Source organism: Arthrobacter sp. AG1021 (genome assembly GCF_003633665.1).
Taxonomy (GTDB): domain Bacteria; phylum Actinomycetota; class Actinomycetes; order Actinomycetales; family Micrococcaceae; genus Glutamicibacter; species Glutamicibacter soli.
On sequence record NZ_RBLB01000006.1, the window covers coordinates 230,648 to 256,804 of the forward strand.

The following is a 26,157-nucleotide window of genomic DNA, read 5'->3' on the forward strand; positions in this document are numbered from 1 at the left end:
TAATGAACAAGGCCCGCAGCTGCTTTCCCAAAGGACTGGGAGAAGCTGCGGGCCTCGCTGTGCGCGGAGGGAGCCTTAGACGAGCTGCTTGGGCTCGGGCATGGTGCCGGCCTTGGGCGCGCGCAGCATGTCGACCAGGACGATGATGACGGCGACCCAGACCAGCCCGAATCCGATCCAGCGTTCCACCGGCATCTGCTCGCCGAAGACCAGCAGTCCGAGGATGAACTGGATCAGCGGAGCCAGGAACTGCAGGGAGCCGACGGTGCTCAGCGGCAAGCGCCGGGCAGCCCCGCCGAAGAGCAGTAGCGGCACAGCGGTAATGATGCCGCTGGCGGCCAACAGGAGCACCGTGGCCGGGTCGGCCGCAAACAGGGCCGAGGAGTCCTCCATGGCTAGCCAGCCGATGAACACGGCGGCCAGGGGAGCGAGCCACAGGGTCTCCATGGTCAGTGTGCCCAGCGCAGTGCCGCTCTGGCCCACCTGGTTCTTCACCAGGCCGTAGAAGCCGAAGGAGAAAGCCAAGCCCAGGGAGATCCAAGGAACCCGGCCCAAGCCGATGGTCAGCACGATCACCGCGAGGCAGGCGAAGCCCACTGCCACCCATTGCAGGGTCCGCAACCGTTCCTTCAGCACCAGCACGCCCAGTAGGATCGCCACGATCGGATTGATGAAGTAGCCCAGCGACGCCTCCAGCACGTGTCCGGTCAGCACCGCCACCGCGTAGAGCACCCAGTTCGCCGCGATCAGGAAGCTGGCCAGCGCCAGCTGCCGCATGGTCTTGCCTTCCTTGAACATGGCCGCGAACTGGCGCATCTGCTTGGTCGCAAGCAGCAGCAGGACGCAGAAAACCAAGGAGAACACCACTCGGACCGCAACGAACTCGAAGGCCGAGATCTGCGGGAGCATGAGGAAATAGACCGGGAGCAGGCCCCAGATGAGGTAGGCGGTGCTTCCCTGGATCAAGCCGTAGCTGTGCTGCGAGCGGATGGGGTTCACGGTGCGTGGTGTCATGCGGCGGATCGGCTTTCGAACAGGGAGGACTGCGGTGAGCCCGGAAACTTCTTATCAAGAAGTGGATACAAATCACACGCTATAACATCGAGCCGTGCGCGGCGTTCCCCGTTTCGCTTCATTAACCGCCGGCGTTGCCAAGATCACCCTGCCGCGGCGCAGGTTTTCTCCCCGCAGCGGAACGGTGCGGCGTTTCCGTACGTTGACTAGACTAGGAAGACTAAGTACGAATTCATGACTAGGGGAGTACGCCATCGTGCATGGACACAACAACGGATTCAAGACGGCCCTTTTGCTTGGCGGCATGTTTGCGTTGCTCCTGGCAATTGGCTCCCTGATTGCCAACGGCACCGGCAACGCCAGCTTCATCTGGATCTTCGCCCTGATCGGCGTGGCCACCACCGCGTACGGCTACTGGAACAGCGACAAGATCGCGCTGCGCTCGATGCATGCCTACCCGGTGACCGAGGAGCAGCAGCCGGAAATGTACCGGATCGTGCGCGAGCTGTCGATGAATGCCCAGCAGCCGATGCCGCGCCTGTACGTTTCGCCGACCGCCTCGCCGAACGCGTTCGCGACCGGACGCAACCCGGAGAACGCCGCGGTGTGCTGCACCGAGGGCATCATGCAGCTGCTCAACGAGCGCGAGCTGCGCGGGGTGCTGGGCCACGAGCTGATGCATGTCTACAACCGCGACATCCTCACCTCCTCGGTGGCGGCGGCCATCGCCGGCGTGATCACCTCGCTGGCGCAGTTCCTGCTGTTCTTCGGCGGCGGAAACAACAACGAGAACCGCAACGTCAACCCGATCGCGCTGATCGCGCTGTCCCTGCTGGCTCCGATTGCCGCGTCGATCATCCAGATGGCCGTGAGCCGCACCCGCGAGTTCGACGCGGACGAGGACGGCGCCAAGCTGACCAACGACCCGCTGGCCCTGGCCAGCGCGCTGCGCCGGCTTGAAAGCGGCATCAGCGCGGCCCCGTTGCCCGCCCAGGATCAGAAGCTGGTCAACAGCTCGCACCTGATGATCGCCAACCCGTTCGGTTCGAAGCTGAAGCAGATGTTCTCCACCCACCCGCCAATGGACCAGCGTATTGCGCGCCTGGAGTCCATGGCCGGCGGCCAGCAGTACTAAACTCCGGTATCGCACCGGTTAGATGGAAATAGGCGAGGAGCCCCGGCTGGGGCTCCTCGCCTAGGTCGTACCGCAGCGGTGGACGCTTAGCGGTAGTTGATGAACTGGAGGTCGGCTTCTTCGAAGTCCTTCAGCAACGCGATGATGCTCTGCAGGTCGTCGCGGGACTTAGAAGAGACGCGCAGCTCGTCGCCCTGGATGATGGACTTGACACCCTTCGGGCCCTCGTCGCGGATCAGCTTGTTGATCTTCTTGGCGACATCCTGGGCGATGCCCTCCTTGATGGCGGCTTCGATGCGGTATTCCTTGCCCGAGGCGAACGGCTCGCCGGCGTCCAGGGACTTCAGAGAGATGTTGCGCTTGACCAGCTTGGACTGGAAGACGTCGAGGACTGCCTTGACGCGCTCTTCCGAGGCGGCCTTCATGAGGATCTTCTCGCCGCTGAAATCGATCTCTGCCCCGACGCCCTTGAAGTCGTAGCGCTGCTGGATCTCTTTTTGGGCCTGGTGCAGCGCGTTGGCTACTTCCTGGCTGTCCACCTTGCTGACAACGTCAAAACTGGAATCGCTAGCCATGTGAATACTCCTAGATGTAACGGTTCAGATTCGAGTCCAAGACTACCGGGTTTGGGCCCCGAAAACCGGCTGTGATCAGGGTTACAGCAAAAAGACCCCTCTCGATTTCACATCACTGAAAATCTCCTGTAGAGTTATTTCTCGTTCCGACAAGAACAAATGTTCCCAAACGGAGCGACTCGGCAGATTACCCGAGTGGCCAAAGGGGGCTGACTGTAAATCAGCTGGCAACGCCTTCACTGGTTCGAATCCAGTATCTGCCACAAATAACTCCCAGATCGAAAGATCTGGGAGTTTTTTGATTAACCGGAAGCTATTCCCGAAATGGCAAAGGTTTGTTAAATCTCCCATTTCTGGGTATTCACCGCGCTCGTCCGCTACCGTGTAAGCATGGCAACTAAAAATGTGAGCGAAAACGATTTCGCGCAGCTGATCGAAGAGAACGACATTGTCCTCGTGGATTTCTGGGCTGCGTGGTGCGGCCCCTGCCGCCAGTTCGCCCCAGTGTACGAGCAGACCTCGGAGAAGTTCACCGATGTCGTCTTCGCGAAGGTCGACACCGAAGCAGAGCAGGGCCTGGCCCGCGCCGCCAACGTCACCTCCATCCCGACCATCATGGCCTTCCGTGAAAAGGTCCTCGTGTTCTCGCAGGCAGGCGCACTGAACGCGAGCCAGCTCGAAGACCTGGTCACCGCGGTCAAGGGCATCGACATGGGCGAGGTCCACGCGCAGATCGCCCAGGAAGCCGCCCAGGCGGAATCCTAAGCACCTACGCTTCGGGTTCTAGCGCTCCCGGTGATCCAGCGGCGCATAGCGGGGCCCGAAGCTTTGCTTCCGTTCGCCCGAAAGCTGCAGCAGGCGAACCACTCGCTGCCGATGCGGAGCGAACGGAGCAAGAAGTTCCATCATTCCGGCGTCATCCACACGCCTTCCGGTGAGCACCTGGCCCACGAACGCGGCCAGATGGAAATCTCCCACCGAAACGAAATCCGCCGAACCGTGCGAACGCTGCAGCGTCTCGGCCACGGTCCACGGACCAATACCCGGCAGCGAGAGCAACGCAACCTCCAGAGTCCCGGGTTTTCTCGCCGCCGGCTTCGCCGCGTCAATCGGCTGACCGGCCCACCACTGGAGGCTTCCAGCCGCCGCCGCTACCTGGCGCAGGGCAGTTGCCCGCTTCTGGTCCACGCGCGCGGCCTGCCAATCCCAACGATTCATCGTAGCGATCTGGGCCGCACCTGGGGCGATCCGCAGCCCATCGGGCACCGGTCCGGGCGCCGGCCGACCCTTATGGCGGATCAGCCAGCGCCATGCGTAGTTCGCCTCGATCCCCGTGACTCGCTGCTCCAGCACTGCGCCCAGCAGATGCTCGAAGATCCGGTTGGTCCGCGGCAGGACGACGTCCCGGTGCAGGGTGCGGGTATGCTGCACGATCTCCGGCAACGTGGCGCTGAACTCCGGAGCGTCGAAACCGCTCCAGTCATCGCTGGCGCCCAGTAGATCCGGGGCGCAATCCACGGCCCAGTGGGCGCCGGGACCCCACCCCTGGAATGTTGCAGGCGCGTTAAGCGTGGGCTTGAGAATTCGCAGGGAGGCGTCGCCCGCCGGCGTCGTGAACGCCAACCAGGCCTCGGAAGCGGACAGCCGGATGGTCGGATCGCCCAGACCGCGGCGCAGAACACCTAGCGACCTGCCCAAAGAGACCGGTCCCTGCGGGGCGTAGGTTCCGGTGACTGCGTCCTGGTCCAATTGCATGCTCGGCTGCTTCCTTTCCTTATGCCGGCCCGCCGCCGTGCGGCCCGTGTTAACACCGTGGATGGGCGTGCGGGGACTGCGTGACGTTAAGCTACGAACGGCAACGACAAGTGTGACACCCGCCGGTAAAGTTCTTGACATGAAGTATGCGCCTACTGTTTTGGACCTGATCGGCAACACACCGCTCGTCAAGCTCAACCGCGTGACCGAAGGCGTCAAGGCCACGGTACTCGTGAAGCTCGAATACCTGAACCCGGGCGGCTCCATCAAGGACCGCATCGCGCTGAAGATGATCGAGCGCGCCGAGCAAAGCGGCGAACTGAAGCCCGGAGGCACCATCGTGGAGCCCACCAGCGGCAACACCGGGGTCGGCCTGGCCATGGTGGGGCAGCTTAAGGGCTACAACACCGTCTTCGTCACCCCGGACAAGGTCGGGGAGGAAAAACGCGACGTGCTTCGCGCCTACGGTGCCGACGTCGTGGTGACCCCCACGGCGGTAGCTCCGGATTCTCCTGAATCCTACTACGGGGTCTCCGACCGCTTGGTCACCGAAATCGACGGCGCCTACAAGCCGGACCAGTTCTCCAACCCCGGAGCCCCGGACAGCCACTTCGAAACCACCGGACCTGAAATCTGGACCGACACCGACGGCAAGCTGACCCACGTGGTGATCAGCGCCGGCACCGGCGGGACCATCACCGGCACCGGGCGCTACCTCAAGCAGATTTCCGCCGATCGCGCCTCCGGCCCGGTCAGGGTCATCGCCGCGGATCCGGATGGCTCGGTCTATTCCGGCGGCACCGGCCGCCCGTACTTCGTCGAAGGCGTCGGCGAGGACATGTGGCCCGGCAACTACGACTCGGCCGTGCCCGACGAGGTCCAGGCGGTCACCGATGCCGAAGCCTTCGCCATGACGCGCCGGCTGGCTAAGGAAGAAGGCTTGCTGCTGGGCGGCTCCTCCGGCATGGCCGTGGCTGCGGCCCTGCGTATCGCCAAGGACCTCGACGAAAACGACGTTGTGGTAGTCATCGCCCCGGACGGCGGCCGCGGCTATTTGGCCAAGATCTACAACGAATCATGGATGCTGACCCAGGGCTTCACCGGCGAGCAGAACTCAGAGCTGCGTCGCGTGGCCACGGCGTTGGCGACCGAACCGGTCATGACAATTGGCCCGGACGCCACGCTGGCCCGGGCTGCCGCGTTGCTGCGCGAATCCGGAGCCGACGCGCTGGTCGTCGCCACGGCGCAGCTTCCGGCCCGCATCGGCGAGGTCCGCGGGGTCGTCGGCGCTGGCCAGCTCACCGAGGCGCTGCTTGCCGGGGCCGCTCCGGACAGCACCTTGGCGGACCTGGAATCGCTGCCGGTCCCACTGCTGGGAGTGGGGGAGAGCCTGGACCGCGCACGCCAGTTGCTGGAGCATTGCCCCGCCGCGCTGCTGACCGAAGACGGCGAGGTTGTCGCCGCACTGACTTCATCCGACCTGCTGGCCTATGTCACCCGCTAGAGATTTCGCAAAGGACACACTTTCAATGACTGAAAATCCCCAGGGATCCAACACCCGTTTCGTCCACGCCGGCCAGGCCTTCGAACCGGTCACCGGCGCCGTGGTGCCGCCGCTGCACTTTTCCTCGACCTACGCCCAGGACGGCATCGGCAACCTGCGCGGTGGCTACGAGTACGGCCGCGGTGGCAACCCGACCCGCGACGCGCTGCAGGCCCAGCTGGCCGCCGCCGAGCACGGCACGCACGCCTTCTCCTTCGGTTCTGGACTGGCCGCCGAGGATTCGCTGATCCGCGCCATCCTGCGCCCCGGTGACCACATCGTGCTGGGCAACGACGCCTATGGAGGAACCTTCCGCCTGATCGACCGCGTGCTGGGTGCCTGGGGCATCGGCAACACCCCGGTGGACATGGGCGACGATGCGGCGCTGGCCGCGGCCATCGAGAAGAACAAGGCGAAGCTGGTGTGGGTCGAGACCCCGTCCAACCCGATGATGAAGATCACCGACATCGCCAAGGCCGCGCAGATCGCCCACGCGGCCGGCGCGCTGCTGGTCGTGGACAACACCTTCGCCAGCCCGTTCCTGCAGCAGCCGCTGACCCTGGGCGCGGACATCGTGGTGCACTCGACCACCAAGTACATCGGCGGCCACTCCGACGTGGTCGGCGGCGCGGTGATCGTCAAGGACTCCGAGCTGGCCGAGAAGATCGGCTTCATCCAGTTCGCCGTCGGCGCGGTCTCGGGTCCGATGGACGCATTCCTGACCACCCGCGGACTGAAGACCCTGGGCGTGCGTATGCGCACCCACTCGGAAAACGCCGCGCAGGTGGCAGCCTGGCTGGGGGAGCGCAAGGAAGTCGAGCGCGTGCTGTACCCGGGCCTGGAAAACCATCCGGGCCACGACATCGCCAAAGCGCAGATGAGCGGCTTCGGCGGCATGGTTTCCGTGCAGTTCGCCGGCGGCGAGGCCGCGGCCCGCAAGGTCGCGGAAAGCACTCGCCTGTTCACCCTGGCCGAATCGCTGGGCGGCATCGAATCGCTGATGAACTACCCCTCGGAAATGACCCACGCCTCGGTCAAGGGCACCGAACTGGCAGTTCCGGTGAACCTGCTGCGCCTCTCGGTGGGCATCGAGGACGCCGCGGACCTGATTGACGACTTGGAGCGGGCCTTCTCCGCGCTATAGCCGAGGCAGGAGCCCCGCGCCGGAGGAAAACCATCCGGCCGAGAACTGAAAATGCGCGCTGAGCCCGTCTCCGGGTTCAGCGCGCATTTTCGGTCTTTTCTCTGGTGCCCGGAGGCCCGGGTGCTGCGAGGCGGAGTGCCCGTCAGCGCGGAGGCACCGGGCCGCGTTTGCGTGGCTTGGGGGAGACCACCTTGAAGTAGCGGTTGCTGGCCGGCACCCACATCAGCGCGACACTGAACAGCACAATGGCCGCCAGGATCGAATAGCGTCCCATGCGCAGCACCATGGGCAGCGCCGCGATCAGCCCGACCCAGGTCAGCTGGGCCCGCGCCGAGCGCTGGCCGAGAAACAAGCGGTAGGCCAGAACGCCGAAAGCGACGCCGGCCGCCAGCAGCAGCGCAACCAGCGACATGGCCGCAAGGTCCAACGAACCGCGCTGGGTCTGCTCGTAAACCAGGAATGCCCCGAAGCCGAGAAAGAGCACTCCGGCCAGTACCCAGAGCAGCTGCGAGATGAGCAGCCCGCCGGGGACCGGCTCGTCCGGACGCCTTGGAAAATCACGAATATTCACGGTTTCAAGCCTACTGGGTGAGTAGCGGTGCCCGATCTCACACACCCCTGGCGCTGACAAACAGGGGCAGGGTTCGTTAGCATTAAGTGTTCGCGAACATCAGGGTATCCCTTGCATCTGGCCCAATTTTTGAGGTTAGAGCCTTCTCGTGTTGTATCTCCGCAAAGTGTGTGCGGGTCTTTATGTCATAGGGGAGCGCTTGATGAGCGTGACTTGTTTTCTGACTGTGTAGCCTTGCGTCGTTTCTTTGGGGACGGCTAGGCCTATTCCCCTAACGAATGAGGTAATTCTTCGTGTCTTCTGACATGCCCGTAAACACTGCCGACACCCAGACCACCGAGGAACCAACGGTTACCTTCAGCGAACTTGGTCTTGATGCCCGCGTGCTTGCTGCACTGGCCGACCTGGGCTACGAAAAGCCGTCGCCGATCCAGGCCGCCACCATTCCGCTGTTGCTCGACGGCCGCGACGTTGTCGGTCTGGCCCAGACCGGTACCGGCAAGACCGCCGCTTTCGCATTGCCTGCGCTCTCCCGCATGGCAGAGCTGGCCGACCTGAACGGTCCGGCCACCACCCCGCAGATCCTGGTTCTGGCACCGACCCGCGAGCTCGCGTTGCAGGTTGCCGAGGCTTTCACCTCCTACGCCAAGTACCTTCCTGACTTCACCGTGTTGCCTGTCTACGGCGGTTCGCCATACGGCCCGCAGCTGGCCGGCCTGCGCCGCGGCGCACAGGTTGTCGTTGGCACCCCGGGCCGCGTGATCGACCACATCAACAAGGGTTCCCTTGACCTGTCCAACCTGCAGTACATGGTGCTGGACGAGGCCGACGAAATGTTGCGCATGGGCTTCGCCGAAGAGGTCGACAAGATCCTGGAAGCCACCCCGGAAGAGAAGCAGGTTGCCCTGTTCTCGGCCACCATGCCACGCACCATCCGCCGCATTGCTTCAGAGTACCTGCGCAACCCGCAGGAAGTCGCCGTCAAGTCCAAGCAGACCACCGGCGCCAACATCACCCAGCGTTACCTGCAGGTCATGGGCGCCCACAAGCTGGACGCCATGACCCGCATCCTCGAGTCCGAGGAATTCGACGGCGTCATCGCCTTCGTGCGCACCAAGATGGCCACCGAGGACCTCGCCGACAAGCTGAAGGCCCGCGGCTTCACCGCTGCAGCCATCAACGGCGACATCCCGCAGCAGCAGCGCGAGCGCACGGTCGAAAACCTGCGTTCGGGCAAGATCGACATCCTGGTCGCCACCGACGTTGCCGCCCGCGGCCTGGACGTCGAGCGCATCTCGCACGTCGTGAACTTCGATATCCCGCACGACACCGAGTCCTACGTGCACCGCATCGGCCGTACCGGCCGCGCAGGCCGCAAGGGCGACGCGATCCTCTTCATGACCCCGCGTGAGAAGTACCTGCTGCGCGCCATCGAGAAGGCTACCCGCCAGTCGGTGACCCAGATGCAGCTGCCTTCCCTGGATTCGGTGAACAACCGCCGCATCCAGAAGTTCACCGACCGCATCGATGCAACCATCACCGGCCAGGACCTGGGCACCTTCCGCGAAATCGTGGAGCAGTTCGCCGCCCAGCACGAGGACCTGGACCACCTTGAAATCGCTGCGGCCCTGGCCCTCATGGCCCAGGGCGGCCGCCCGCTGCTGATGACCGAGCCGGTCATGCCACCAGCCAAGAAGGCCCGCCTGGAGCGCGACCGCGCAGACCGTGGCGATCGCGGAGAGCGCGGCCCACGCCGTGGCAAGACGGCCGCCGAGGGCAACGCCATGTACCGTCTGGCAGTTGGCCGCCGCAACCGCGTGCAGCCGGGTTCCATTGTTGGCGCACTGGCCAACGAGGGCGGCTTCAACTCCTCGGAAATCGGCGGCATCGAGATCCGTTCGGACCACACCTTGGTCGAGCTGCCAGCCGAGCTGAGCAAGGACCAGTGGCGTGCACTGTCCAACACCCGCATCGGCGGCGAGCCGATCAACCTGGAGCTGGACTCCGGCCGCAAGCCGCGCCGCGATGACGACTCGGATCGCGGCGGTTACCGCGGCGGACGTGGCGGCAGCTTCAACGACCGCAAGCGCTCGGGCGGCTTCCGCGGCGATGACCGCCGTGGCGGCGGCGACAAGCGCTTCGGCGGACGAGGCAAGGATCGCTTCAGCGATTCGGCTCGTCGCCGCGACTACTAAGCCGCCAGTGGCTTAGCCAGCGTGAACTGAGAACCCCTGGGAAAGACCGCAAGGTCATACCCAGGGGTTCTTCGCATCCCGGGGCTTGCTTGGCGCCGCCGTAGCCAAGAACTCGCCATGATGTGGGAATGCCTGGTCTCCGGCGTCTTGAGGGGCCTCAGGGACACCAGAATGCCGAACGTGGCCCCACGGAGCCGCACGAATTCCTGAAAGGCCGTCAAATCCGCTCTGGCGTGCGAAGAGGTGATTCATCGGCGGCGGGGAATGAGTGGCAAACGCAGCCATCCTACGCTCAAATCCAAAAGGCTCAGGGTAAGCAACGCCCGAGCGTGGGTTCGCTGGCCAAAGCCTGATCAGTACAACCGGGGATGCAGTGCTTGATCCGAGGGGTGATGACTGGCAACAGCGCGAGAACCTTGCAAGCGGCCGGAAAGGTCTTGAAGGATTGCAGAGCCATGCGTAGTTCAGTGATTTGGACTCCGACTAAAGCGCTGTGAATGCCAGGACGCGAAGCCCGTTAAAACGGCAATGAATATCACAAGAAAAACGCAGGGAAACGAAAAGAGAGACAATCTGAATTCAGATTGTCTCTCTTATTTCGAGCCCCCTGCCGGAATCGATCCGGCGACCTCGTTCTTACCAAGAACGCGCTCTACCACTGAGCTAAGGGGGCAACGAGTAATAACTTTACACAGCTTTCGGTTGATTGCAAAATCCTGAGCGGATATGTCGTTGAGGTCACATCATTCCTACTCAGGATGGTATTAGCGACGCTAGCACCGAAGAGATGTGAGGTGGCGGAAATTATGGCGATGTGCCACGTCGCTCCGCCGGCATTCAGGCGGTGGAGCCGGATTGCCAGGAGTGGGTCCCTGTGGGTGGGGTGCTGGAAAGAATCGCGACCAGCGATGATTGGGTGCGGCCCGTGACCTTTATTGGGTCGCCCGTTCGCCGCGGGCAGGAGCTGGAGATTTTATTATCGGGTGGCAATTATTTGCCAATTTATCGACCCCGAAACGGCCGTGAGCATCGTCACTTACGGTGTTTTTGTCCCATTCTTCGTCCCGCGCCGCCTTGCGGTGATCGGTATTCTCTACCTGACTTGGGTTTATTCATGATTCCGGGTGGTGATCCCGGGGGTGGTTGGCGATTTTTGTTTCCACGAAAACCCGTGTAGAGTATTTACTCGTTGCCCCCTTAGCTCAGTGGTAGAGCGCGTTCTTGGTAAGAACGAGGTCGCCGGATCGATTCCGGCAGGGGGCTCTGAGTGAGAAGCGATCTTGGCTTCTACTGGAAAGCTTCTCACTTGTGGCGGCGTAGCTCAGCTGGTTAGAGCGCACGACTCATAATCGTGAGGTCCCGGGATCGAGTCCCGGCGCCGCTACAGCAGTGAAACCCCGGAAACCCAACGGTTTCCGGGGTTTTTGTGTTCCCGATCGGGCCGTTCACAAGCCCGGGTACTCAGATAATGCCTCCGAAAGTGATCCGTGGGTTCAATGGAGCCAAACGCAGTTCCCGTGAAGCCACCCGATGAATGAGAAAACGCGGATCGGCTCAGTGCCGATCCGCGCCTATCCATCCTAGTTTTGTTTCCTTGGCGACTCGGTTGGTTCCTCAGGAATACCTTGCTGGGCGATCATCAATAATTCCTGCAAAACGGAATCATCGAAACCTCGATCATCCTCGGACTCCGTGCTGTTGACATCGTGGCCGTGGACTTCCGTGTGCAGCCTTTGCATTTTCATGTCCAGGCTTTCTGCGACCCGTGCCGCCTCGGCCAGCTCTTCGACAAGATGCTCGGGCACGGCGCCTTCGTACTTGTAGAAGATCTTGTGTTCGAGCGTCGCCCAGAAGTCCTGCGCAATGGTCCTGATCTGGATTTCCACGGTGATATCAACCGGCCCCTCGGAGAGGAAAACCGGGATCTTCACGATGGCATGCAGGCTTTTGTACCCGTTGGGCTTGGGATTCTTGATGTAGTCCTTGATCTGGATGACTTCCAGATCGCTTTGCGATGTCAGCGTATTGAGCACCTTGTAGATGTCTTTCACAAAACTGCAGGTGATGCGAACGCCGGCGATGTCGCTGATATTTTCGCGGATTGCCTCAAACGTTGGAGTGATGCGCCGCTGGGCGACTTTCCGCATGATGCTTTCCGGCGACTTGACCCGGGAGGTGACATGCTCGATGGGGTTGTACTTGTGCAGGTACAAGAATTCCTCGCGCAGAATCGACACCTTGGTCAGGATTTCATCGACCGCAAACTGGTGTTCCATCATGAAGCGCTGGAACTGGTGATGGAAAGTTCGAGCCATGTTCTGGAGTTCAGGGTTGTTCATCGCTGCGGTACGCAGTGCCACAGGGGGAGGGGACGGCCTGTCTGAGCTTTGAGTTGAAATCTCTATCACCTCTGAATATTCAATGTCGCGAAGTCGGGGCACGCGTCTGTATGTACCTCCAGAGTAGAACGCAGTCCTAAGAAAATGGACAGAACCCCGGGTATACCGACCGAAAACCATCCGATGCCTACCAGAGTCGACGCGGTTCCGGCACAACTGGAACACTGCCCAACGAGCTCTGCAATGTGAGCGCCTACGAAGCGGTGAGCGGAGTTCCATGAATCAGGTGGTACTGGCTTAGGCTTGAATGCGACTCTTTTCTTGAAAGGCCTCCATGGAATTCCCCAGTGAATCACGACAGCTCTGCCACGGGATCAGCTTTTCCCACTACGAGCCGGCGCCAAGCCTGAGCCTCCGTCGCGGTTCACAGTGGATCCATGAGTCCTTGTCCAAGAATCGAGCCCTTCGCTTGCAAGTCAGCGACCTGAAGTTCTGCCTGGGCTATATCACCATGAACCCTGACGGCGGTCGCAACAATTTCCCCTGCCCGAAAAACAAAGCTGTACGGACAGGCAATCAGTGCGACCAGTGTCGGAGACTTGACCACTCCAAATTCATGCACCACTTCCATACGACCGGCGAAGCGCCGGCGGGGATGCGAAAATATTTGGAACAGCCGCATTTCCTCTACGTGGCAAGCTTCGCCCATGGAGCCACGAAGGTCGGCACGACCTCAACCCAGAGCAAATGGAGCCGCCTAGCACAGCAGGGTGCGGTCGTCGCCCGCTACATCGCTGGCGCGGGGGACGGCGCGGCCATCCGCGTGCTTGAAGATCTCATCACCGAACACGTGGGACTGGGCCAGCAAGTGCGGCAGAAATCCAAGGTGAAGGGGCTGACAAGCTGGGAACTGACTTTGGCCAGCCTCGATGACATCAACCGTGCAGCGGCCGACAAGGCCCGGGACTTCCTGTCTGCACAACGCGGGCTGGAGACCTATGGCATCGAACTTCGCGATGAGCTGTGGGAGCACCCGGAGTATGCGCAACTTGTGGTCGACGCCTGGGACGCGCATGCGCTGCATCCGTGGGATCAGAAGATCGCAGACAACCAGTTCAACGTCAGGGTGCGCGGAGTTCTGGGGCAAACCATCATGGTCGACAGCGGCCCGTCGACAACCCTGAGGCTCATCGACGCGGCGGAACTCAAAACCCACGAATTGGGAGTTGCCGATGAACATGGCGACTTCCATGAAGAACAGTCTGCGCTGTTCTAGGTAATCGAGGCTAGGGGGCCGAATCCGCCACGGCTGCGGCTTCGGCTAGGCGCGCCAGCTGCAGATCTTCGATACAGAGCATGAGCACGCTGTTGGGTTTGTTGAAGCAATAGAGTTCAACCCCGCAAGTCCCGATCGTCCACCTTGCCGCGGGCATGGCTTCGGTTCCCCAGGTTTCCGTCGGAGGAGAAAAGTACGTTGACAGTTCCGTCCGGAGCTCGGCGAATTTTTCCAGAACCTGCGGATGCTGTTCCGATGGCTGCGGGTACAGGAATAAGGTGATCAGCACGAGAGAACCCCGGAACGAACTCCAACGAGCATCCACATCGGCCCCCAACGGAACTTTCAGCACCCAGATGCCTCCGATGTTCTCCTCTGCATCTTCCGTGGGTCGCTGCGGGCTGTGCATGCCCAACGCTTCGAATACGCGAACGCGCTCAGCCTCGCTGTGGGGCCATTCGTGGCCGAGGATGCGGCCGATGAATGCGACCACTTCTACCGGTGCCGGTGAGTAGGGCATGCCCTGCGTAGGCGCTGTCATACCCGGAGCCTAGCGCGGGTCGGTAGATCAATGCAACGGACGCAGTACTGCAGGGCGAGGCCGCGATCCGATGACGATGGCATAGACGCCCATGGCGCCGACGTCGCCTAGACTCCGTGAATGGGTGACGGGGGAATGCCACGTCGTCCGCGGAATGCCGACCCCAGATGCTGCACATCCCCACTCCGGCTGAGGTCAAGACCTCAGATGGCACCTGCACAGATTCCAGAATTGATGGAGGAGACATGGATAAGCGCAACGGCACCCAAGCCTCCGCAAGCTTGCGGGTCAACCGATTGTCGATCATCGCCCTCTGCCTGGCCATTGCCGAAATCCCGGCCCTGATCTTCCTGGGCGGCACTGGCCCGGCGGTTTTCGCGGTAGGTGCAGGCCACGTGGCACTGAACCAGATCAAGACGAGAAATGAGCAAGGCGCGAAAGCCGCCATCCTCGCCTTGGCGCTCGGCTACGCGGTGGCGCTGTTCGGGGTCTTCAGCACCCTGCGAGCGCTGCCGTACATCTTCGCCTAGTCGTCTGGGCGGGCTCGCCTTGCCGATGCGTCCTGCCGATGAGTCAGGCCAGATGTCCTTCCATGAACTGGCGGTTGCGGGATGTCAGCAGAAATACCCTTGTACGTCCGCGGTCGCTCCCTGCCCTGAACTAGACTGGTGGGTATGACCAATACGCCTTGGGAGGCGGCCTCCCAGCACTACAAGAAGATCGTCTTTACCGCGATGGGCACCATCGGGCTAGGGATCATCCTGACGATCATCGGTTCAGTCAACCACATTCGACCGGTGCTCTACGTAGCCATCGGACTGCTGGTCATCGGCATGCTCTGCCACGTTGCAGGACTTGTCATTCGCGCCCGGGACGCCCGCAACTGGCGGATCGCCAACGGCCTGGCAACCCCTAAAGCCAAGAAGAACAAGGGCAACGGCGGTAACTAGCCGCACCCCGAAGGTTTCGTGTTCCGCAGAGCTGGGAGCCCCGAGCGGCTGAGCCCTGCGTGGACAGCAATCAACACACAGTCACAAAGTTCAGGAGAACTAATGGGCATCAACCCTGATCTGGTGGGGCGCATCTACCCTGCCGGCGAGTCCTACCAGGTAGGACGAGAGAAGATCCGAGAATTCGCAGCAGCCACCAAGGCCACCTCTCCGGCCCACTACGATGTCGAATCCGCGCGCAAGCTCGGCTTCAACGACGTGGTCGCCCCGCCGACCTTCGCCATCATCGTGGCCCAGCGCGCCGACGCCCAGCTGATCGCCGACCCTGCCTCGGGCATCGACTTCTCCCGCGTGGTGCATGCAGACCAGCGCTTTACCCACCACCGCCCCATCGTGGCCGGCGATGAACTGCTCGCCGAGCTGTACGTGGACCAGATCCGCGAAATGGGCGCCGGGGCCATGATCACCACCCGCGCCGAAATCACCACCGTCGGTGGGGAAAAGATCGCCACCACCGTTTCATCGCTACTGGTTCGAGCTGAGGACTAATCATGATCGCTTTCGACACCCTTGAAAAGGGACAGGTTCTCGGCACCCACAATGTCAAGGTCAACCGCGCCGACCTAGTGCGCTATGCCGGCGCTTCGGGGGACTTCAACCCCATCCACTGGAACGAGCGCTTCGCCAAGGAAGTCGAGCTTCCCTCGGTCATCGCCCACGGCATGTTCACCATGGGCGCGGTCATTGACCTGGTCTCCACCTGGGTGGGCAATCCCGGCGCAGTCATCGACTACCAGACCCGCTTCACCAAGCCGGTCGTCGTCGAGGACCCCGAGGGTACCAACCCCTCGGACTTCGAAGGAACCACCATCGAGGTCGAGGGCAAGATCGGTGCCCTGGATGCCCAGACCCGCACCGCCCGCGTGGACCTGACCGTCTCCGCCAACGGAACCAAGGTATTGCTCAAGTGCCAGGCCGTGGTGCAGCTCTGAACCAGCAACCCGCAGCCGACGTGCCGGTCGCGGTAAAGCACTGGCGCAACTCGTTGATGGCCGCCTACATGGCCAGCGGCCTGCTGCTGGCAACCCTGGTCTCCAGGCTTCCGGCACTGCGCGACGAGCTGGGGCTGGACCACTCGCAGGTCGGCCTGCTGCTGCTCGGAATGAGCGCAGGCTCCTTCCTCTCCGTATCCCTGGCTGGTCATCTGGTGATGCGTTTCGGCGCCACCAACGTCATGCGCTACGGCGCACTGATTGCAGGTCTCGCGCTCATGGGCGTCGGCTCCACCTCGGGACTGCTGCACTCAAGCATGCTGACCGCGACGGTGCTCTTCTGCCAGGGGCTTGGAGCCGCCTCGTGGAACGTCGCCTCGAACATCCAGGGCGCGGCCATGGAACGGGCACTGGGACGCAGCGTCATGCCTGCCCTGCACGGGTTCTTCTCCGTGGGTACAGTTCTCGGCGCCGGAATCGGCGCCGGCGCCGCAGCGGTCGCGCTGCCGCTGCAACTGCACTACGGGGTCATGGGCATCTTGATCATCGCCACGGTGCTGTATTCGTCCCGTTTCTACGGGGAAGACCGGAGCCGGGCCTCGAAGGATTCGAAGTTCAAGGGGCATTCGCTGCTGCGTACCTGGAAGGAGCCGCAAACGGTCCTGCTGGGCGTGCTGGTGCTGGGCATGGCGCTCGCCGAAGGCGCGGCCGGGGACTGGGTGGCCTTGGCCCTGGCCGATGGCTACGGGACCACCGAAGCCACCGGCGCGCTGGGCTACGCGGCCTTCGTGACTGCCATGACGCTGACCCGATTGCTGGCCGGGGACTTGATCCTGCGTATGGGGCGGGTTTGGATGATCCGGGTCAGCGCCATCGCCGCGCTAGTGGGCCTGCTGATCTTCGCGTTCGGAGACAACCTGCCATTGGCTTTCGTGGCGCTGGCCGTGTGGGGCATGGGTGTTGCCCTGACCTTCCCGCTGGCCATGAGCGCCGCATCGGATGACCCGGAACACGCGGCAGCCCGCGTGGCAGTGGTTTCTACCATCGGCTACGCGGCATTCCTGGGAGGTCCGCCGCTGCTGGGCCTGCTGGCCGGGGCTATCGGCCTGCTGCCTGCACTCGGCTGCATCTCGATCCTGGTTGTCGTGGCGTTCCTGCTGTCGAAGAACGCCGCAGGCTATCCGCGCCAGCCCGAGTCCGCCAGCTAGATCCGCCCGAATCAACGTATTTCCAGAGACAAATCGAAAGATAGTAGTTCAATGCTGAAGAACATGACCACCACGGCTGTTGGCGGCGACGCTGCGCGCACCGTGACCGCGTCCACCGAAGCCGAGCTGATTGCGGCGATCACCGCCGCGGACAACGCCGGCGAGGACATCCTGTTCATCGGCGGCGGCTCGAACCTGGTTATCTCGGACGAGGGCTTCTCGGGCACCGTCATCCGCATCGCCACGCGCGGCCTGGTTGTCGAGGAACAGGACGGCGGGCTGGCGCTGCTGCGCGCCGCGGCCGGCGAGAACTGGGACGCCGCGGTCGAGTACTCGTTGGCCGAAGGCCTGAGCGGACTCGAAGCCCTCTCCGGGATCCCCGGCTGTGCCGGGGCCACCCCGGTGCAGAACGTCGGCGCCTACGGAGCGGACGTTTCCCAGACCTTGGCCTGGGCCCGCGTCTGGGACCGCACCGCGCAGGAGATCCTGCAGCTGTCGAACGAGGACCTGGCGTTCGCCTACCGTGATTCGCTGATCAAGCGCACCAGCACCCACGGTTCGCCCCGGTACGTGGTGCTGGAAGCCGCGTTCCTGCTCAAGCGCGGCAACGAGTCGGCGCCGATCCGCTATGCCGAGTTGGCCCGCCGCTTGGGCGTCGAAGCCGGCCAGGGCGCGGATGCAGCGCTGGTTCGGCAGACGGTTCTGGAACTGCGTCGGTCCAAGGGCATGGTCTATGACCCGCAGGACCCGGACTCGCATTCAACCGGCTCCTTCTTCACCAACCCGATTGTCGACGCGTCGGTGCTGGAGCAGCTGCCGCACAACGCTCCGAACTATCCGGCCGAGCAGGCCGAAATGGTCAAGTTGTCGGCCGCCTGGCTGATCGACCAGGCAGGTTTCGGCAAGGGCTACGGACTGGAGGGGACCGACGGGTTCCAGATCGCCGGGGGACGGGCTTCACTGTCCACCAAGCACACCTTGGCCATTACGAACCGGGGCACCGCCAGCGCGGCTGACATCCTGGCCATCGCCCGCGCAGTGCGCGCCGGGGTTGCCGAGCGGTTCGGCATCACGCTGGTCAATGAGCCGCTGCTGATCGGAGTGGAGCTCTAGTATCCGTCCGCATATGTGAAAATGCCCGGGGCGCACCGTTCAGTGAACTGTGCGCCCCGGGCATTTGTCGGCGGGGAAGTAGTCCCTATAGGCGGCCCTGTGCGATGGCCAGCATGCGGCGCAGCGGCTCCGCGGCGCCCCAGAGCAGCTGGTCGCCCACGGTGAAGGCGGAGATGTACTCCGGGCCCATCTCCAGCTTGCGGATGCGGCCGACCGGGATGTCCAGGGTGCCCGAGGCGGCCACCGGGGTCAGCTGCTCCATGGTCGCTTCCTTCTCGTTCGGCACGACCTTGGCCCACTCGTTGTCCTCGGCCAACAGCGACTCGATCTCGGAGACCGGCAGGTCTTCCTTCAGCTTCAGGGTCAGCGCCTGCGAGTGCGAGCGCATGGCGCCGATGCGCACGCACAGTCCGTCCATGGCGATGTGGCGGCTACCGGAGGTCTGCAGGATCTTGTTGGTCTCCGCGCCGGCCTTCCACTCCTCGCGGGACTGGCCGTTGCCCAGATCCGAATCGATCCACGGGATCAGCGAACCGCCCAGCGGCACGCCGAACTGTGCGGCGTCCAGGCCGCCGCGCTGGGTTTCAAGCACCTTGCGGTCGATCTCCAGGATGGCGCTGGCCGGGTCTGCAAGCTCGTCCGCGACCGAGGCGTTGATGTCGCCGAACTGGGTCAGCAGCTCGCGCATGTGGCGGGCGCCGCCGCCGGAGGCCGCCTGGTAGGTCATGGAAGTGCCCCACTCGACCAGGTTGTTCTTGAACAGCCCGCCCAGGCCCATGAGCATGCAGGAAACGGTGCAGTTGCCGCCCACGAAGTCCTTGACGCCGGCAACCAGCGACTGGTCGATGACGTTGCGGTTGATCGGGTCCAGCACGATCACCGAGTCGTCGTTCATGCGCAGGCTCGATGCGGCATCGATCCACAGTCCGTCCCAGCCGGCCTTGCGCAGCTCGGCGTGGACCTTGGTAGTGTAGTCGCCGCCCTGGGCGGTCACGATTATCGGCAGCTTGGCCAGCGTCTGGATGTCGAAAGCATCCTGTAGCGGGCCGGCGCCCTCGGCGAATGAGGGGGCCTGGCCGCCGGCATTCGACGTCGAGAAGAAGACCGGGTCGATCTGCGCAAAGTCGCCCTCGTCGAGCATGCGCTGCATGAGCACGGAACCGACCATGCCACGGTAACCTACAAAACCAACAGATGAAGTCATACCTCAATGGTAGGGCTGAATTACGTTATTATCCCGGTTCGTTACAGCGCTTAAAGCAGAAACACACCCAAGCCCCAGAAGGGCCGGGTGTGATTCTGCAGCAGCAAAAGTTCTACTTTTCCTCAAGCAACAGCTTGCGGTTCTTGATGGCCCAGAACGCTGCGTAGAGGAACACCTGGGTCGGGACGAACAGCAGGATCACGCCGAAGATCTTGTGGCCGCCGAGCACCATGAAAAACCCGAGCACCGCGACAACCAGCGCGAGCAGCGGGAAAAGCATGTAGCCGAGGATGAACAGGGCATCTGAGTGCTGTTTGAGATCAGCGAGGTATTTTTTCATGGGATGTTAACTAGTCCTTTTCGCGGATCCAGGTTTCAAAACGGTAGCGGGTGCCGGTACCGGACTTGTGCCATTGGTTCTCCGGTCCATCCAGTCCCGGGTCGCTGAGCCCCAGGGCAAAGTCCTCGGGGAGCTGCGGCGCGCTGGTGTCTCCCTGGACCTCCAGATCGAGCTTGGTGATCACTGCCAGGTCTAGCAGCTGAAGCGATTGGGCGTAGACCTTGCCTCCGCCGATGATCCAGATTTCCCGGCTGCCCTCGCAGGTCTTGGCCAGGGCCAGGGCTTCGCCGAGGTCCGCGACCGGCAGCGCACCGGCATCGCGCAGCGCCTGGTGCGACTCGGCGCGGGTGGTCAGCACGATGTTGCTCCGTCCTGGCAGCGGCCGGAACTTTGGCGGGAACGACTCCCAGGTGGCGCGGCCCATGATGACCGGATGGCCGGCGGTGATCCTCTTGAAATGGGCTAGGTCTTCCGGGACATGCCAGGGCATGGTTCCCTGGTCGCCGATGATTCCGTTGCCCGCCTGGGCCCAGATGGCGCCGACCAGCGGCGTGAGGTCGGCGGTGTGGCGCGGTTCAGGCGTCATACGGCGACGGTCCCCTTGATGGTCGGGTGGTGCTTGTAGTCGTTGACCACGAAGTCTTCCAGAGTGTAGTCGAAGACTGACTCCGGCTTGGACGCGAAGTCGAGCGTCGGGTACGGGTACGGCTCGCGGGAGAGCTGTTCGCGCACCTGCTCCAAGTGGTTGGTATAGATGTGCACGTCGCCGCCGGTCCAGATGAACTCACCCGGCTCCAGGTCCAGCTGATGGGCGAGCATGCGGGTCAGCAGCGCGTAGGAAGCGATGTTGAACGGCACGCCGAGGAACATGTCGGCGCTGCGCTGGTAGAGCTGGCAGGACAGCTTGCCGTCGGCCACATAGAACTGGAAGAAGACATGGCAGGGCGGCAATGCCATGTTCTCGATTTCGGCGACATTCCAGGCCGAGACGATGTGGCGGCGGGAATCGGGGTTGCTGCGCAGCGAGTCGACCAGCTGGGAGATCTGGTCGATCTGGCCGCCTTCGGGGGTGGGCCATGAGCGCCACTGGACGCCGTAGACCGGCCCCAGTTCGCCGTCCTCATCAGCCCATTCGTTCCAGATGCGCACGCCCTGGTCCTGGAGCCACTTCACGTTGGACTCCCCGCGCAGGAACCACAGCAGTTCTGCAGCGACCGAGCGGAAATGCACGCGCTTGGTGGTGATCAGCGGGAAGGAATCGGCCAGGTCGAAGCGGATCTGGCGGCCGAAGACCGACAGCGTGCCGGTTCCGGTGCGGTCTTCCTTGGCGGCGCCGTTCTCCAGAACGTCGCGAAGCAGGTCTTCGTATGGGGTAGGAATGCTCACCCCACCAGTTTAGTCCACCGGCGAACGGCGCCGGAGGTCCCGTGGCGTATCCCACGAAGCCCCGGATAACGAAGCTTCAGCCCTTGACGACCATGCCCTGGTACTCCGGGTAGCGGCGCAGGTAGTCCTGCACGTAGCTGCACTCGGGAACGATCTTGACGCCCTCGTTGGCCAGCCGGTCCAGTACCAGCGTCACCAGCGCCCGGGCGTAGCCGCGGCGACCGAATTCCTCGTTGACGATGGTGTGCTGGATGGTGACCACGTCGTCTTCGCGGTGGTAGCCGATGAAGCCGACATAGGTGGATCCGTGCCACAGCGAGAAACGCCCGCGGTCTTCATCATGGTCCAGGCGCAGACCCTGGTGCACGATCTTCTCAACCGGTTGCTGGGGCTGATTTGCACTCATGGCTTGGCCTTTCTCTGGGTGACAAGAGCCACTGGGGATTCTTATTAAACAGTCATAGTCGCATTTGTGCGCAGATGCAACGACGGGCATCCTCGCGGCGTGAGGAGCCGGGGATGCCCGTCCGCCGGGTGCGGTGCAGCGGCGCCGGCGGTGGTGTCAGTCGTGATACGGGGTATGGACTTCCAGGGAGATGATCCGCGGATTCGCGCCGGGTATCTGGTGCGCCACGATCACCCCTCCGGGATCGAGGAAAGGATCCTTGGCGGGGAGCACCTCGGCGATGGTCGCCGAGGTGCTGCCCTTGAGGACCTTCAGTACCGTGGGAAGCACCGGCCGGTGCGTGCACAGCACCTGGGAGCGGTTCTTGTCCAGGAGTTTCTGCACCGCCTTCGCAGCCCGCTTCGGGTGCCGCGTGGCCGCATGCTCGGTGACCGCCCGCACGGAGCTGAGCTTCAGCTGGTTCGCCGTGACGTAGGGCGCGACGGTCTGCACGCAGCGCATCCACGGCGAAGACGCGACATGCCCCGGGGCCCAGGCTTCCAGCAGTCGCGAGACTGCCTGGGCCTGGCGGCGCCCGGTGGCCGCCAGCGGGCGGTCGCCTTCGGCACGGGTCCACTTGCTGCGCGGCTTGGCCTTTGCGTGGCGGACCAGGATGAACGGCTTGGCCTCCAGATGGCCGGCCTTGTGGGCGGCGAGCAGGTCCTGCAGCGGCGCGGCGTCCGAGGGGTTGGTCAGCATGCCGATGGCCTGCTTGGGGGAGACCCAGCGGACCTCGTCGCATTCGGAGCCGTCCGGGATGACCTCGGCTTCGTGGTGCGTGGCGGCCGCCCAGTAGTAGACGACCTTGGCGCGCTGCTTCACCGAGTACGCGGTGGCCGCCAGCGGCAGGCCGAGCGTGATCTGCAGCCCGATCTCCTCGTGGACTTCGCGCACCGCGCATTCGGCGATGGCTTCGCCGTCGTCCAGCTTGCCCTTGGGCCAGGACCAGTCGTCGTACTTGGGCCGGTGGATGACCAGCACCCGCAGCTTGCCGTGCTCCAGCCGCCACGGGATGGCCCCCGCAGCGATGATGTCGAAGTGGCCCAGGCGGATTTCCTCGGCATCGGATGAACGATGCAGTTCCAGCACCCGGTCAAGGGCGCGTTGGACATTCGAATCGGCCACTAGCTGTTTCGCCCGCTATTTCGCCGCTGGGCGTGGTCCTGGATGAGCCAGAACTGGACATCGGAGAGCGGGTTGCCGTCCTCGTCCTTGTAGTGCCGGTCCCACTTGCCGTCCGAGTGCAGATGCCAGGAGGAGGTCCCGTCGTCCATGTAGCGTTCCAGCAGGCTGATCATTTCCTCGATGTCCTCCGGCTGCCCCAGGGAGACCAGGGCTTCCACGCGGCGGTCGAGGTTGCGGTGCATCATGTCGGCCGAGCCGATGTACACGATCGGGTTCCCTGCGTTGGCGAAGGTGAACACGCGGCTGTGCTCCAGGAAGCGGCCGAGGATCGAGCGGACCCGGATGTTCTCGCTCAGCCCCGGGACGCCCGGGCGCAGGGCGCAGATGCCGCGCACGATCACGTCGACCTTCACCCCGGCCTGGCTGGCGCGGTACAGCGCGTCGATGATCGCCTCGTCGACAATCGAATTGACCTTGATGACCACCTTGGCGTCGACCCCGGCCTGGGCGTTGCGCACTTCCTGCTCGATGTGCGCCAGCAGCCCGGTGCGCACCGAACGCGGGGCGACCAGCAGACGCTTGTAGGTGGAGCGCGGGGCGTAGCCCGAGAGCTGGTTGAACAGCTTCGAGACGTCCTCGCCGACCTCCTCGTCGCAGGTCAGCAGCCCGAAGTCCTCGTAGTAGCGCGCGGTGCGCGGGTGGTAGTTTCCGGTACCGATGTGGCAGTAGCGGCGCAGCTTGTCGCCTTCGCGGCGCACCACCAGGGAGAGCTTGGAGTGGGTCTTCAGGCCCACGATGCCGTACACCACGTGCACGCCCGCCTGTTCCAGCTTGCGCGCCCAGGAGATGTTCGCCTGCTCGTCGAAGCGGGCCTTGATCTCCACCAGCGCCAGCACCTGCTTGCCTGCCTCGGCCGCGTCGATCAGCGCATCGACGATCGGGGAGTCGCCGGAGGTGCGGTACAGGGTCTGCTTGATGGCCATAACCTTCGGATCCGCCGCGGCCTGCTCCAGGAAGGCCTGGACCGAGGTGGAGAAGGAATCGTAGGGGTGGTGCAGCAGGATGTCGCGGCGGCGTACGGCGCCGAACACGTTGGCTGCCTTGGCGGTTTCCGACTCGTTCAGGAACCGTGAGGTGTGCCCCATGTGCTTGGGGTAGTGCAGCTCGGTGCGGTCCAGCGAGGCGATGACGCCCAGGCCGCGCAGGTCCAGCGGGGCGGGCAGCTTGAATACCTCGTCCTCGTCGATACCCAGCTCCCGGGAGAGCAGGTCCATGATCTGCGGGTTGATGTCGTCAACCACCTCCAGGCGCACCGGAGGGCCGAAGCGGCGGCGCAGCAGCTCCTTTTCCAGGGCCTGCAGCAGGTTCTCGGCGTCGTCTTCCTCGACTTCCAGGTCCTCGTTGCGGGTGACGCGGAAGAAGTGGTGCTCCACGATTTCCATGCCCGGGAACAGCTGCTCCAGGTGCACGGCGATCAGGTCCTCCAGCGCGATGAAGCGTGCGGCGCGGTGCGAGGAGTGGGCGGCGCGCGGGCCGTCTATGCTGACCAGGCGGTCGATGGTGTCAGGCACCTTCAGGCGGGCGAACAGCTCCTTGCCGGTCAGCGGGTTGCGCACCACCACGGCCAGGTTCAGCGACAGGCCGGAGATATAAGGGAAGGGGTGGGCCGGATCCACCGCCAGCGGGGTGAGGATCGGGAAGACCTGGGCCATGAACCACTCGGAGAGCAAGCTCTGCTCGGAGGCCGAGAGCTCGTCCCAGCCGGTGATGCGGATGCCGTGCGTGGCGAGGTCGGGGGAGACCGACTCCGAGTAGACCCTTGCATGGCGGGTCTGCAGCTCGTGCGCCGAGTTCAGCAGCAATTCGAGCTGGTCCACCGGGTTCATCCCGTTGGCCGCCGGGACGGCCAGGCCGGTCACGATGCGGCGCTTCAGGCCGGCGACGCGCACCATGAAGAACTCGTCCAGGTTGGAGGCGAAGATCGAGAGGAAATTGACGCGTTCAAGCAGCGGCAGGTCGACGTCCTCGGCCAGTTCCAGCACCCGCGCGTTGAAATGCAGCCAGCTCAGTTCCCGGTCGAGGAACCGCTCGTTCTCGAAACCCCCGTCCGGATGGAGGTCGGGCAGGAGTCCTGCCGGTTCGATCCGGTCTTCATTGACCTTGGATGAAGGGACATCCCTCAGTTGTGCCGGGGGCTGCTTGGGGGTGGTTGTCATCTGCTGAACTCACTTCTTCCTGCAGGTGGAGGCCATCTTCACCGTCGGCTGGCGGTCCGGGAAAAACCCGGACTGCCATGCTCTATCAGTCTATCTGTTCGGGGCCGTACATGATGTCTGCGGACCATAGCGTGAAGCCGAGCGACCGGTAGAGCTTGACTGCCGCCTCGTTCTCGGCGTCCACGTACAGCAGCACCGACCCGACCCCCTGCTCGAGAAGGTAGTTGATGCCCACAGTAGTCAGCGCGCGGCCCAAGCCCAGGCCCTGCGCCTCGGGAACCACGCCGACCACGTAGACCTCGCCCATCGGGCGGTTGTCGTCGGCGCCCGCCGGATGGATCTTGGTCCAGTGGTAGGCGATGAGCTGGTCTTCCGGGTCGAAGGCCAAGAAGAAGCCCTGCGGGTCGAACCAGTTCTCGTTCATGCGCGCATCGAGATCGGACAGGGTCAGCGAACCCTGTTCCGGATGGTGCGCGAAGGACTTGGCATTGGCTTCAAGCCAGGCCGACTCGTCCTCGCCGACGCGGAAGCTGCGCAGCGTCAGCCCGCGCTGCAGCGGCGTCTCTTCCAGAGAGTCGGTGCCTTCGCGGCGCATCCGGTACAGCTCGCGGTTGCGCGACAGGCCGATCGAATCGGCCAGCTTGCGGGCCGCTGCGTGGTCGCCGTGCGCCCAGGTCAGGATCTGGCTCAGATCCAGCTGTTCGCCCAGCCTCTGCAGCAGCTGGCGGCCGATGCCGTGGTTGCGGAACTGGGGGTGGACCACCAGTTCGACGATCCAGCGCCGGGATATCGGGTCGTCGATCGCGACGATGACGCCGCTGAGCTGGGCTTCGGTTCCCTCGCCCGAGGAGGCCAGCAGCGTGATGACGTTCTCGCCGGAGGTTTCCGAGCCCAGTGCGACCAGCGTCTGGTCGCTCAAGGGCGGATTGCCGTCCTCCTGCAGCGCGGCGGCGGCCAGGTCTCGGACCTCGGCCAGCGAACTCTGTTCCAGCTCGCCGAGGACCTTCTGAATGGACACAGTTTTCTGGGGCAGCTCGTTCATGCTCTCAGGTTATCCGCTGGATGACCTGACCCGCCAGAGGCCCTGTCA

The 26,157-nt window shown here is 63.5% G+C and carries 26 protein-coding genes and 4 tRNA genes; 15 read left to right on the top strand and 15 right to left on the bottom strand.

The features are described 5' to 3' along the window. Window positions 1-75 precede the first annotated feature (75 nt). Window positions 76-1,014, bottom strand: a complete 939-nt coding sequence (rarD, locus tag DFO58_RS01250) for an EamA family transporter RarD (RefSeq protein ID WP_053798556.1) — start codon at window positions 1,012-1,014, stop codon at window positions 76-78. A 256-nt stretch (window positions 1,015-1,270) separates the two neighbouring features. Here rarD and htpX point away from each other — a divergent pair, with 256 nt between their 5' ends. Further along, a complete protein-coding gene (gene htpX / locus DFO58_RS01255) occupies window positions 1,271-2,149 on the top strand; it encodes a zinc metalloprotease HtpX (RefSeq protein WP_047119768.1) in 879 nt (292 codons plus the stop codon). 86 nt (window positions 2,150-2,235) lie between these two features. On the opposite strand, the gene DFO58_RS01260 is transcribed toward htpX, so the two are convergent. Then, the gene (locus tag DFO58_RS01260) at window positions 2,236-2,724 is read right to left on the bottom strand and encodes a YajQ family cyclic di-GMP-binding protein (RefSeq protein WP_047119767.1); all 489 of its coding nucleotides are present in this window, start codon (window positions 2,722-2,724) and stop codon (window positions 2,236-2,238) included. Window positions 2,725-2,905: 181 nt separating this feature from the next. On the opposite strand from DFO58_RS01260, the gene DFO58_RS01265 reads away from it, so the two are divergent. Together DFO58_RS01265 and trxA are read left to right on the top strand one after the other, a co-directional pair. Next, a tRNA-Tyr gene (locus DFO58_RS01265) sits at window positions 2,906-2,987 on the top strand. 127 nt (window positions 2,988-3,114) lie between these two features. Then, window positions 3,115-3,489 (top strand): thioredoxin, encoded by a 375-nt coding sequence (trxA, locus tag DFO58_RS01270; RefSeq protein ID WP_047119766.1) that lies wholly within the window; start codon window positions 3,115-3,117, stop codon window positions 3,487-3,489. 18 nt (window positions 3,490-3,507) lie between these two features. Here trxA and DFO58_RS01275 read toward each other — a convergent pair whose 3' ends face one another. Next, window positions 3,508-4,479 carry a hypothetical protein gene (locus tag DFO58_RS01275; protein WP_053798555.1) on the bottom strand — a complete coding sequence of 324 codons (972 nt, stop codon included), beginning with the start codon at window positions 4,477-4,479 and terminating at the stop codon, window positions 3,508-3,510. Window positions 4,480-4,618: 139 nt separating this feature from the next. Between DFO58_RS01275 and DFO58_RS01280 the strand changes: the two genes are divergently transcribed. Both DFO58_RS01280 and DFO58_RS01285 read left to right on the top strand, forming a co-directional pair. Further along, window positions 4,619-5,983, top strand: coding sequence for a cystathionine beta-synthase (locus tag DFO58_RS01280; protein WP_113607453.1), 1,365 nt, complete (start codon window positions 4,619-4,621; stop codon window positions 5,981-5,983). 25 nt (window positions 5,984-6,008) lie between these two features. Continuing rightward, window positions 6,009-7,166, top strand: coding sequence for a cystathionine gamma-synthase (locus tag DFO58_RS01285; RefSeq protein ID WP_053798553.1), 1,158 nt, complete (start codon window positions 6,009-6,011; stop codon window positions 7,164-7,166). Window positions 7,167-7,308: 142 nt separating this feature from the next. Here DFO58_RS01285 and DFO58_RS01290 read toward each other — a convergent pair whose 3' ends face one another. After that, window positions 7,309-7,737, bottom strand: coding sequence for a hypothetical protein (locus DFO58_RS01290; protein WP_047119762.1), 429 nt, complete (start codon window positions 7,735-7,737; stop codon window positions 7,309-7,311). Window positions 7,738-8,042: 305 nt separating this feature from the next. On the opposite strand from DFO58_RS01290, the gene DFO58_RS01295 reads away from it, so the two are divergent. After that, window positions 8,043-9,932 (top strand): DEAD/DEAH box helicase, encoded by a 1,890-nt coding sequence (locus tag DFO58_RS01295; RefSeq protein WP_053798551.1) that lies wholly within the window; start codon window positions 8,043-8,045, stop codon window positions 9,930-9,932. A gap of 601 nt (window positions 9,933-10,533) precedes the next feature. Here DFO58_RS01295 and DFO58_RS01300 read toward each other — a convergent pair. Beyond that, window positions 10,534-10,605: transfer RNA gene (locus tag DFO58_RS01300), tRNA-Thr, on the bottom strand. Window positions 10,606-11,123: 518 nt separating this feature from the next. On the opposite strand from DFO58_RS01300, the gene DFO58_RS01305 reads away from it, so the two are divergent. Beyond that, window positions 11,124-11,195 (top strand) — tRNA-Thr (locus tag DFO58_RS01305). Between the two features lie 47 nt (window positions 11,196-11,242). Then, window positions 11,243-11,316: transfer RNA gene (locus tag DFO58_RS01310), tRNA-Met, on the top strand. Between the two features lie 196 nt (window positions 11,317-11,512). On the opposite strand, the gene DFO58_RS01315 is transcribed toward DFO58_RS01310, so the two are convergent. Further along, window positions 11,513-12,292 carry a GTP pyrophosphokinase family protein gene (locus DFO58_RS01315; RefSeq protein ID WP_342352853.1) on the bottom strand — a complete coding sequence of 260 codons (780 nt, stop codon included), beginning with the start codon at window positions 12,290-12,292 and terminating at the stop codon, window positions 11,513-11,515. A gap of 424 nt (window positions 12,293-12,716) precedes the next feature. Here DFO58_RS01315 and DFO58_RS01320 point away from each other — a divergent pair, with 424 nt between their 5' ends. Further along, window positions 12,717-13,547: a DUF2797 domain-containing protein gene (locus DFO58_RS01320; protein WP_220668518.1), complete on the top strand. Its 831-nt coding sequence runs from the start codon at window positions 12,717-12,719 to the stop codon at window positions 13,545-13,547. 10 nt (window positions 13,548-13,557) lie between these two features. Here DFO58_RS01320 and DFO58_RS01325 read toward each other — a convergent pair whose 3' ends face one another. After that, the gene (locus DFO58_RS01325; protein ID WP_120989120.1) at window positions 13,558-14,088 is read right to left on the bottom strand and encodes a hypothetical protein; all 531 of its coding nucleotides are present in this window, start codon (window positions 14,086-14,088) and stop codon (window positions 13,558-13,560) included. 245 nt (window positions 14,089-14,333) lie between these two features. On the opposite strand from DFO58_RS01325, the gene DFO58_RS01330 reads away from it, so the two are divergent. The 6 genes from DFO58_RS01330 to DFO58_RS01355 all read left to right on the top strand — a co-directional run bounded on the left by DFO58_RS01330 (window position 14,334) and on the right by DFO58_RS01355 (window position 18,351). After that, window positions 14,334-14,618 (top strand): DUF4190 domain-containing protein, encoded by a 285-nt coding sequence (locus tag DFO58_RS01330; RefSeq protein WP_047119715.1) that lies wholly within the window; start codon window positions 14,334-14,336, stop codon window positions 14,616-14,618. A gap of 144 nt (window positions 14,619-14,762) precedes the next feature. After that, window positions 14,763-15,038 (top strand): hypothetical protein, encoded by a 276-nt coding sequence (locus tag DFO58_RS01335; protein ID WP_047119714.1) that lies wholly within the window; start codon window positions 14,763-14,765, stop codon window positions 15,036-15,038. A gap of 102 nt (window positions 15,039-15,140) precedes the next feature. Continuing rightward, a complete protein-coding gene (locus DFO58_RS01340; protein ID WP_047119713.1) occupies window positions 15,141-15,587 on the top strand; it encodes a MaoC family dehydratase N-terminal domain-containing protein in 447 nt (148 codons plus the stop codon). A 2-nt stretch (window positions 15,588-15,589) separates the two neighbouring features. After that, window positions 15,590-16,030 carry a MaoC family dehydratase gene (locus tag DFO58_RS01345; RefSeq protein WP_120989122.1) on the top strand — a complete coding sequence of 147 codons (441 nt, stop codon included), beginning with the start codon at window positions 15,590-15,592 and terminating at the stop codon, window positions 16,028-16,030. Continuing rightward, window positions 16,006-17,238 (top strand): MFS transporter, encoded by a 1,233-nt coding sequence (locus DFO58_RS01350; protein WP_286163403.1) that lies wholly within the window; start codon window positions 16,006-16,008, stop codon window positions 17,236-17,238. Before DFO58_RS01345 ends, DFO58_RS01350 begins: the two co-directional genes overlap by 25 nt. Before the next feature lie 18 nt (window positions 17,239-17,256). After that, window positions 17,257-18,351, top strand: coding sequence for a UDP-N-acetylmuramate dehydrogenase (locus DFO58_RS01355; RefSeq protein ID WP_286163490.1), 1,095 nt, complete (start codon window positions 17,257-17,259; stop codon window positions 18,349-18,351). Window positions 18,352-18,436: 85 nt separating this feature from the next. Here the strand turns inward: DFO58_RS01355 and asd are convergent, their stop codons facing one another. From asd to mshD, 8 genes are all read right to left on the bottom strand, one after another. Next, window positions 18,437-19,555: an aspartate-semialdehyde dehydrogenase gene (gene asd, locus DFO58_RS01360; protein WP_120989124.1), complete on the bottom strand. Its 1,119-nt coding sequence runs from the start codon at window positions 19,553-19,555 to the stop codon at window positions 18,437-18,439. 112 nt (window positions 19,556-19,667) lie between these two features. Beyond that, window positions 19,668-19,895, bottom strand: a complete 228-nt coding sequence (locus tag DFO58_RS01365; protein WP_120989125.1) for an NF038396 family protein — start codon at window positions 19,893-19,895, stop codon at window positions 19,668-19,670. A gap of 10 nt (window positions 19,896-19,905) precedes the next feature. Next, window positions 19,906-20,481 (bottom strand): dihydrofolate reductase, encoded by a 576-nt coding sequence (locus DFO58_RS01370; RefSeq protein WP_120989126.1) that lies wholly within the window; start codon window positions 20,479-20,481, stop codon window positions 19,906-19,908. Beyond that, window positions 20,478-21,281 carry a thymidylate synthase gene (locus tag DFO58_RS01375; RefSeq protein ID WP_053798542.1) on the bottom strand — a complete coding sequence of 268 codons (804 nt, stop codon included), beginning with the start codon at window positions 21,279-21,281 and terminating at the stop codon, window positions 20,478-20,480. The genes DFO58_RS01370 and DFO58_RS01375 overlap by 4 nt, the downstream gene beginning before the upstream one ends. 76 nt (window positions 21,282-21,357) lie before the next feature. Then, complete coding sequence (locus tag DFO58_RS01380) at window positions 21,358-21,687, bottom strand: GNAT family N-acetyltransferase (RefSeq protein WP_047119706.1); 330 nt, start codon at window positions 21,685-21,687, stop codon at window positions 21,358-21,360. A gap of 156 nt (window positions 21,688-21,843) precedes the next feature. After that, window positions 21,844-22,851, bottom strand: a complete 1,008-nt coding sequence (locus tag DFO58_RS01385; protein WP_286163405.1) for an NUDIX hydrolase — start codon at window positions 22,849-22,851, stop codon at window positions 21,844-21,846. Beyond that, window positions 22,851-25,067 carry an RNA degradosome polyphosphate kinase gene (locus tag DFO58_RS01390; protein ID WP_047119705.1) on the bottom strand — a complete coding sequence of 739 codons (2,217 nt, stop codon included), beginning with the start codon at window positions 25,065-25,067 and terminating at the stop codon, window positions 22,851-22,853. The genes DFO58_RS01385 and DFO58_RS01390 overlap by 1 nt, the downstream gene beginning before the upstream one ends. Window positions 25,068-25,152: 85 nt before the next feature. Next, window positions 25,153-26,109, bottom strand: a complete 957-nt coding sequence (mshD, locus tag DFO58_RS01395) for a mycothiol synthase (protein WP_053798540.1) — start codon at window positions 26,107-26,109, stop codon at window positions 25,153-25,155. Window positions 26,110-26,157: the final 48 nt, after the last annotated feature.

Excerpts from the sequence above, each read along its gene's own strand:
- rarD (WP_053798556.1), bottom strand. The coding sequence starts at position 1,014 with ATGACACCACGCACCGTGAACCCCATCCGCTCGCAGCACAGCTACGGC.
- DFO58_RS01260 (WP_047119767.1), bottom strand. The coding sequence starts at position 2,724 with ATGGCTAGCGATTCCAGTTTTGACGTTGTCAGCAAGGTGGACAGCCAG.
- trxA (WP_047119766.1), top strand. The coding sequence starts at position 3,115 with ATGGCAACTAAAAATGTGAGCGAAAACGATTTCGCGCAGCTGATCGAA.
- DFO58_RS01275 (WP_053798555.1), bottom strand. The coding sequence starts at position 4,479 with ATGCAATTGGACCAGGACGCAGTCACCGGAACCTACGCCCCGCAGGGA.
- DFO58_RS01280 (WP_113607453.1), top strand. The coding sequence starts at position 4,619 with ATGAAGTATGCGCCTACTGTTTTGGACCTGATCGGCAACACACCGCTC.
- DFO58_RS01285 (WP_053798553.1), top strand. The coding sequence starts at position 6,009 with ATGACTGAAAATCCCCAGGGATCCAACACCCGTTTCGTCCACGCCGGC.
- DFO58_RS01295 (WP_053798551.1), top strand. The coding sequence starts at position 8,043 with ATGCCCGTAAACACTGCCGACACCCAGACCACCGAGGAACCAACGGTT.
- DFO58_RS01325 (WP_120989120.1), bottom strand. The coding sequence starts at position 14,088 with ATGACAGCGCCTACGCAGGGCATGCCCTACTCACCGGCACCGGTAGAA.
- DFO58_RS01330 (WP_047119715.1), top strand. The coding sequence starts at position 14,334 with ATGGATAAGCGCAACGGCACCCAAGCCTCCGCAAGCTTGCGGGTCAAC.
- DFO58_RS01335 (WP_047119714.1), top strand. The coding sequence starts at position 14,763 with ATGACCAATACGCCTTGGGAGGCGGCCTCCCAGCACTACAAGAAGATC.
- DFO58_RS01340 (WP_047119713.1), top strand. The coding sequence starts at position 15,141 with ATGGGCATCAACCCTGATCTGGTGGGGCGCATCTACCCTGCCGGCGAG.
- DFO58_RS01345 (WP_120989122.1), top strand. The coding sequence starts at position 15,590 with ATGATCGCTTTCGACACCCTTGAAAAGGGACAGGTTCTCGGCACCCAC.
- asd (WP_120989124.1), bottom strand. The coding sequence starts at position 19,555 with ATGACTTCATCTGTTGGTTTTGTAGGTTACCGTGGCATGGTCGGTTCC.
- DFO58_RS01365 (WP_120989125.1), bottom strand. The coding sequence starts at position 19,895 with ATGAAAAAATACCTCGCTGATCTCAAACAGCACTCAGATGCCCTGTTC.
- DFO58_RS01370 (WP_120989126.1), bottom strand. The coding sequence starts at position 20,481 with ATGACGCCTGAACCGCGCCACACCGCCGACCTCACGCCGCTGGTCGGC.
- DFO58_RS01380 (WP_047119706.1), bottom strand. The coding sequence starts at position 21,687 with ATGAGTGCAAATCAGCCCCAGCAACCGGTTGAGAAGATCGTGCACCAG.
- DFO58_RS01390 (WP_047119705.1), bottom strand. The coding sequence starts at position 25,067 with ATGACAACCACCCCCAAGCAGCCCCCGGCACAACTGAGGGATGTCCCT.
- mshD (WP_053798540.1), bottom strand. The coding sequence starts at position 26,109 with ATGAACGAGCTGCCCCAGAAAACTGTGTCCATTCAGAAGGTCCTCGGC.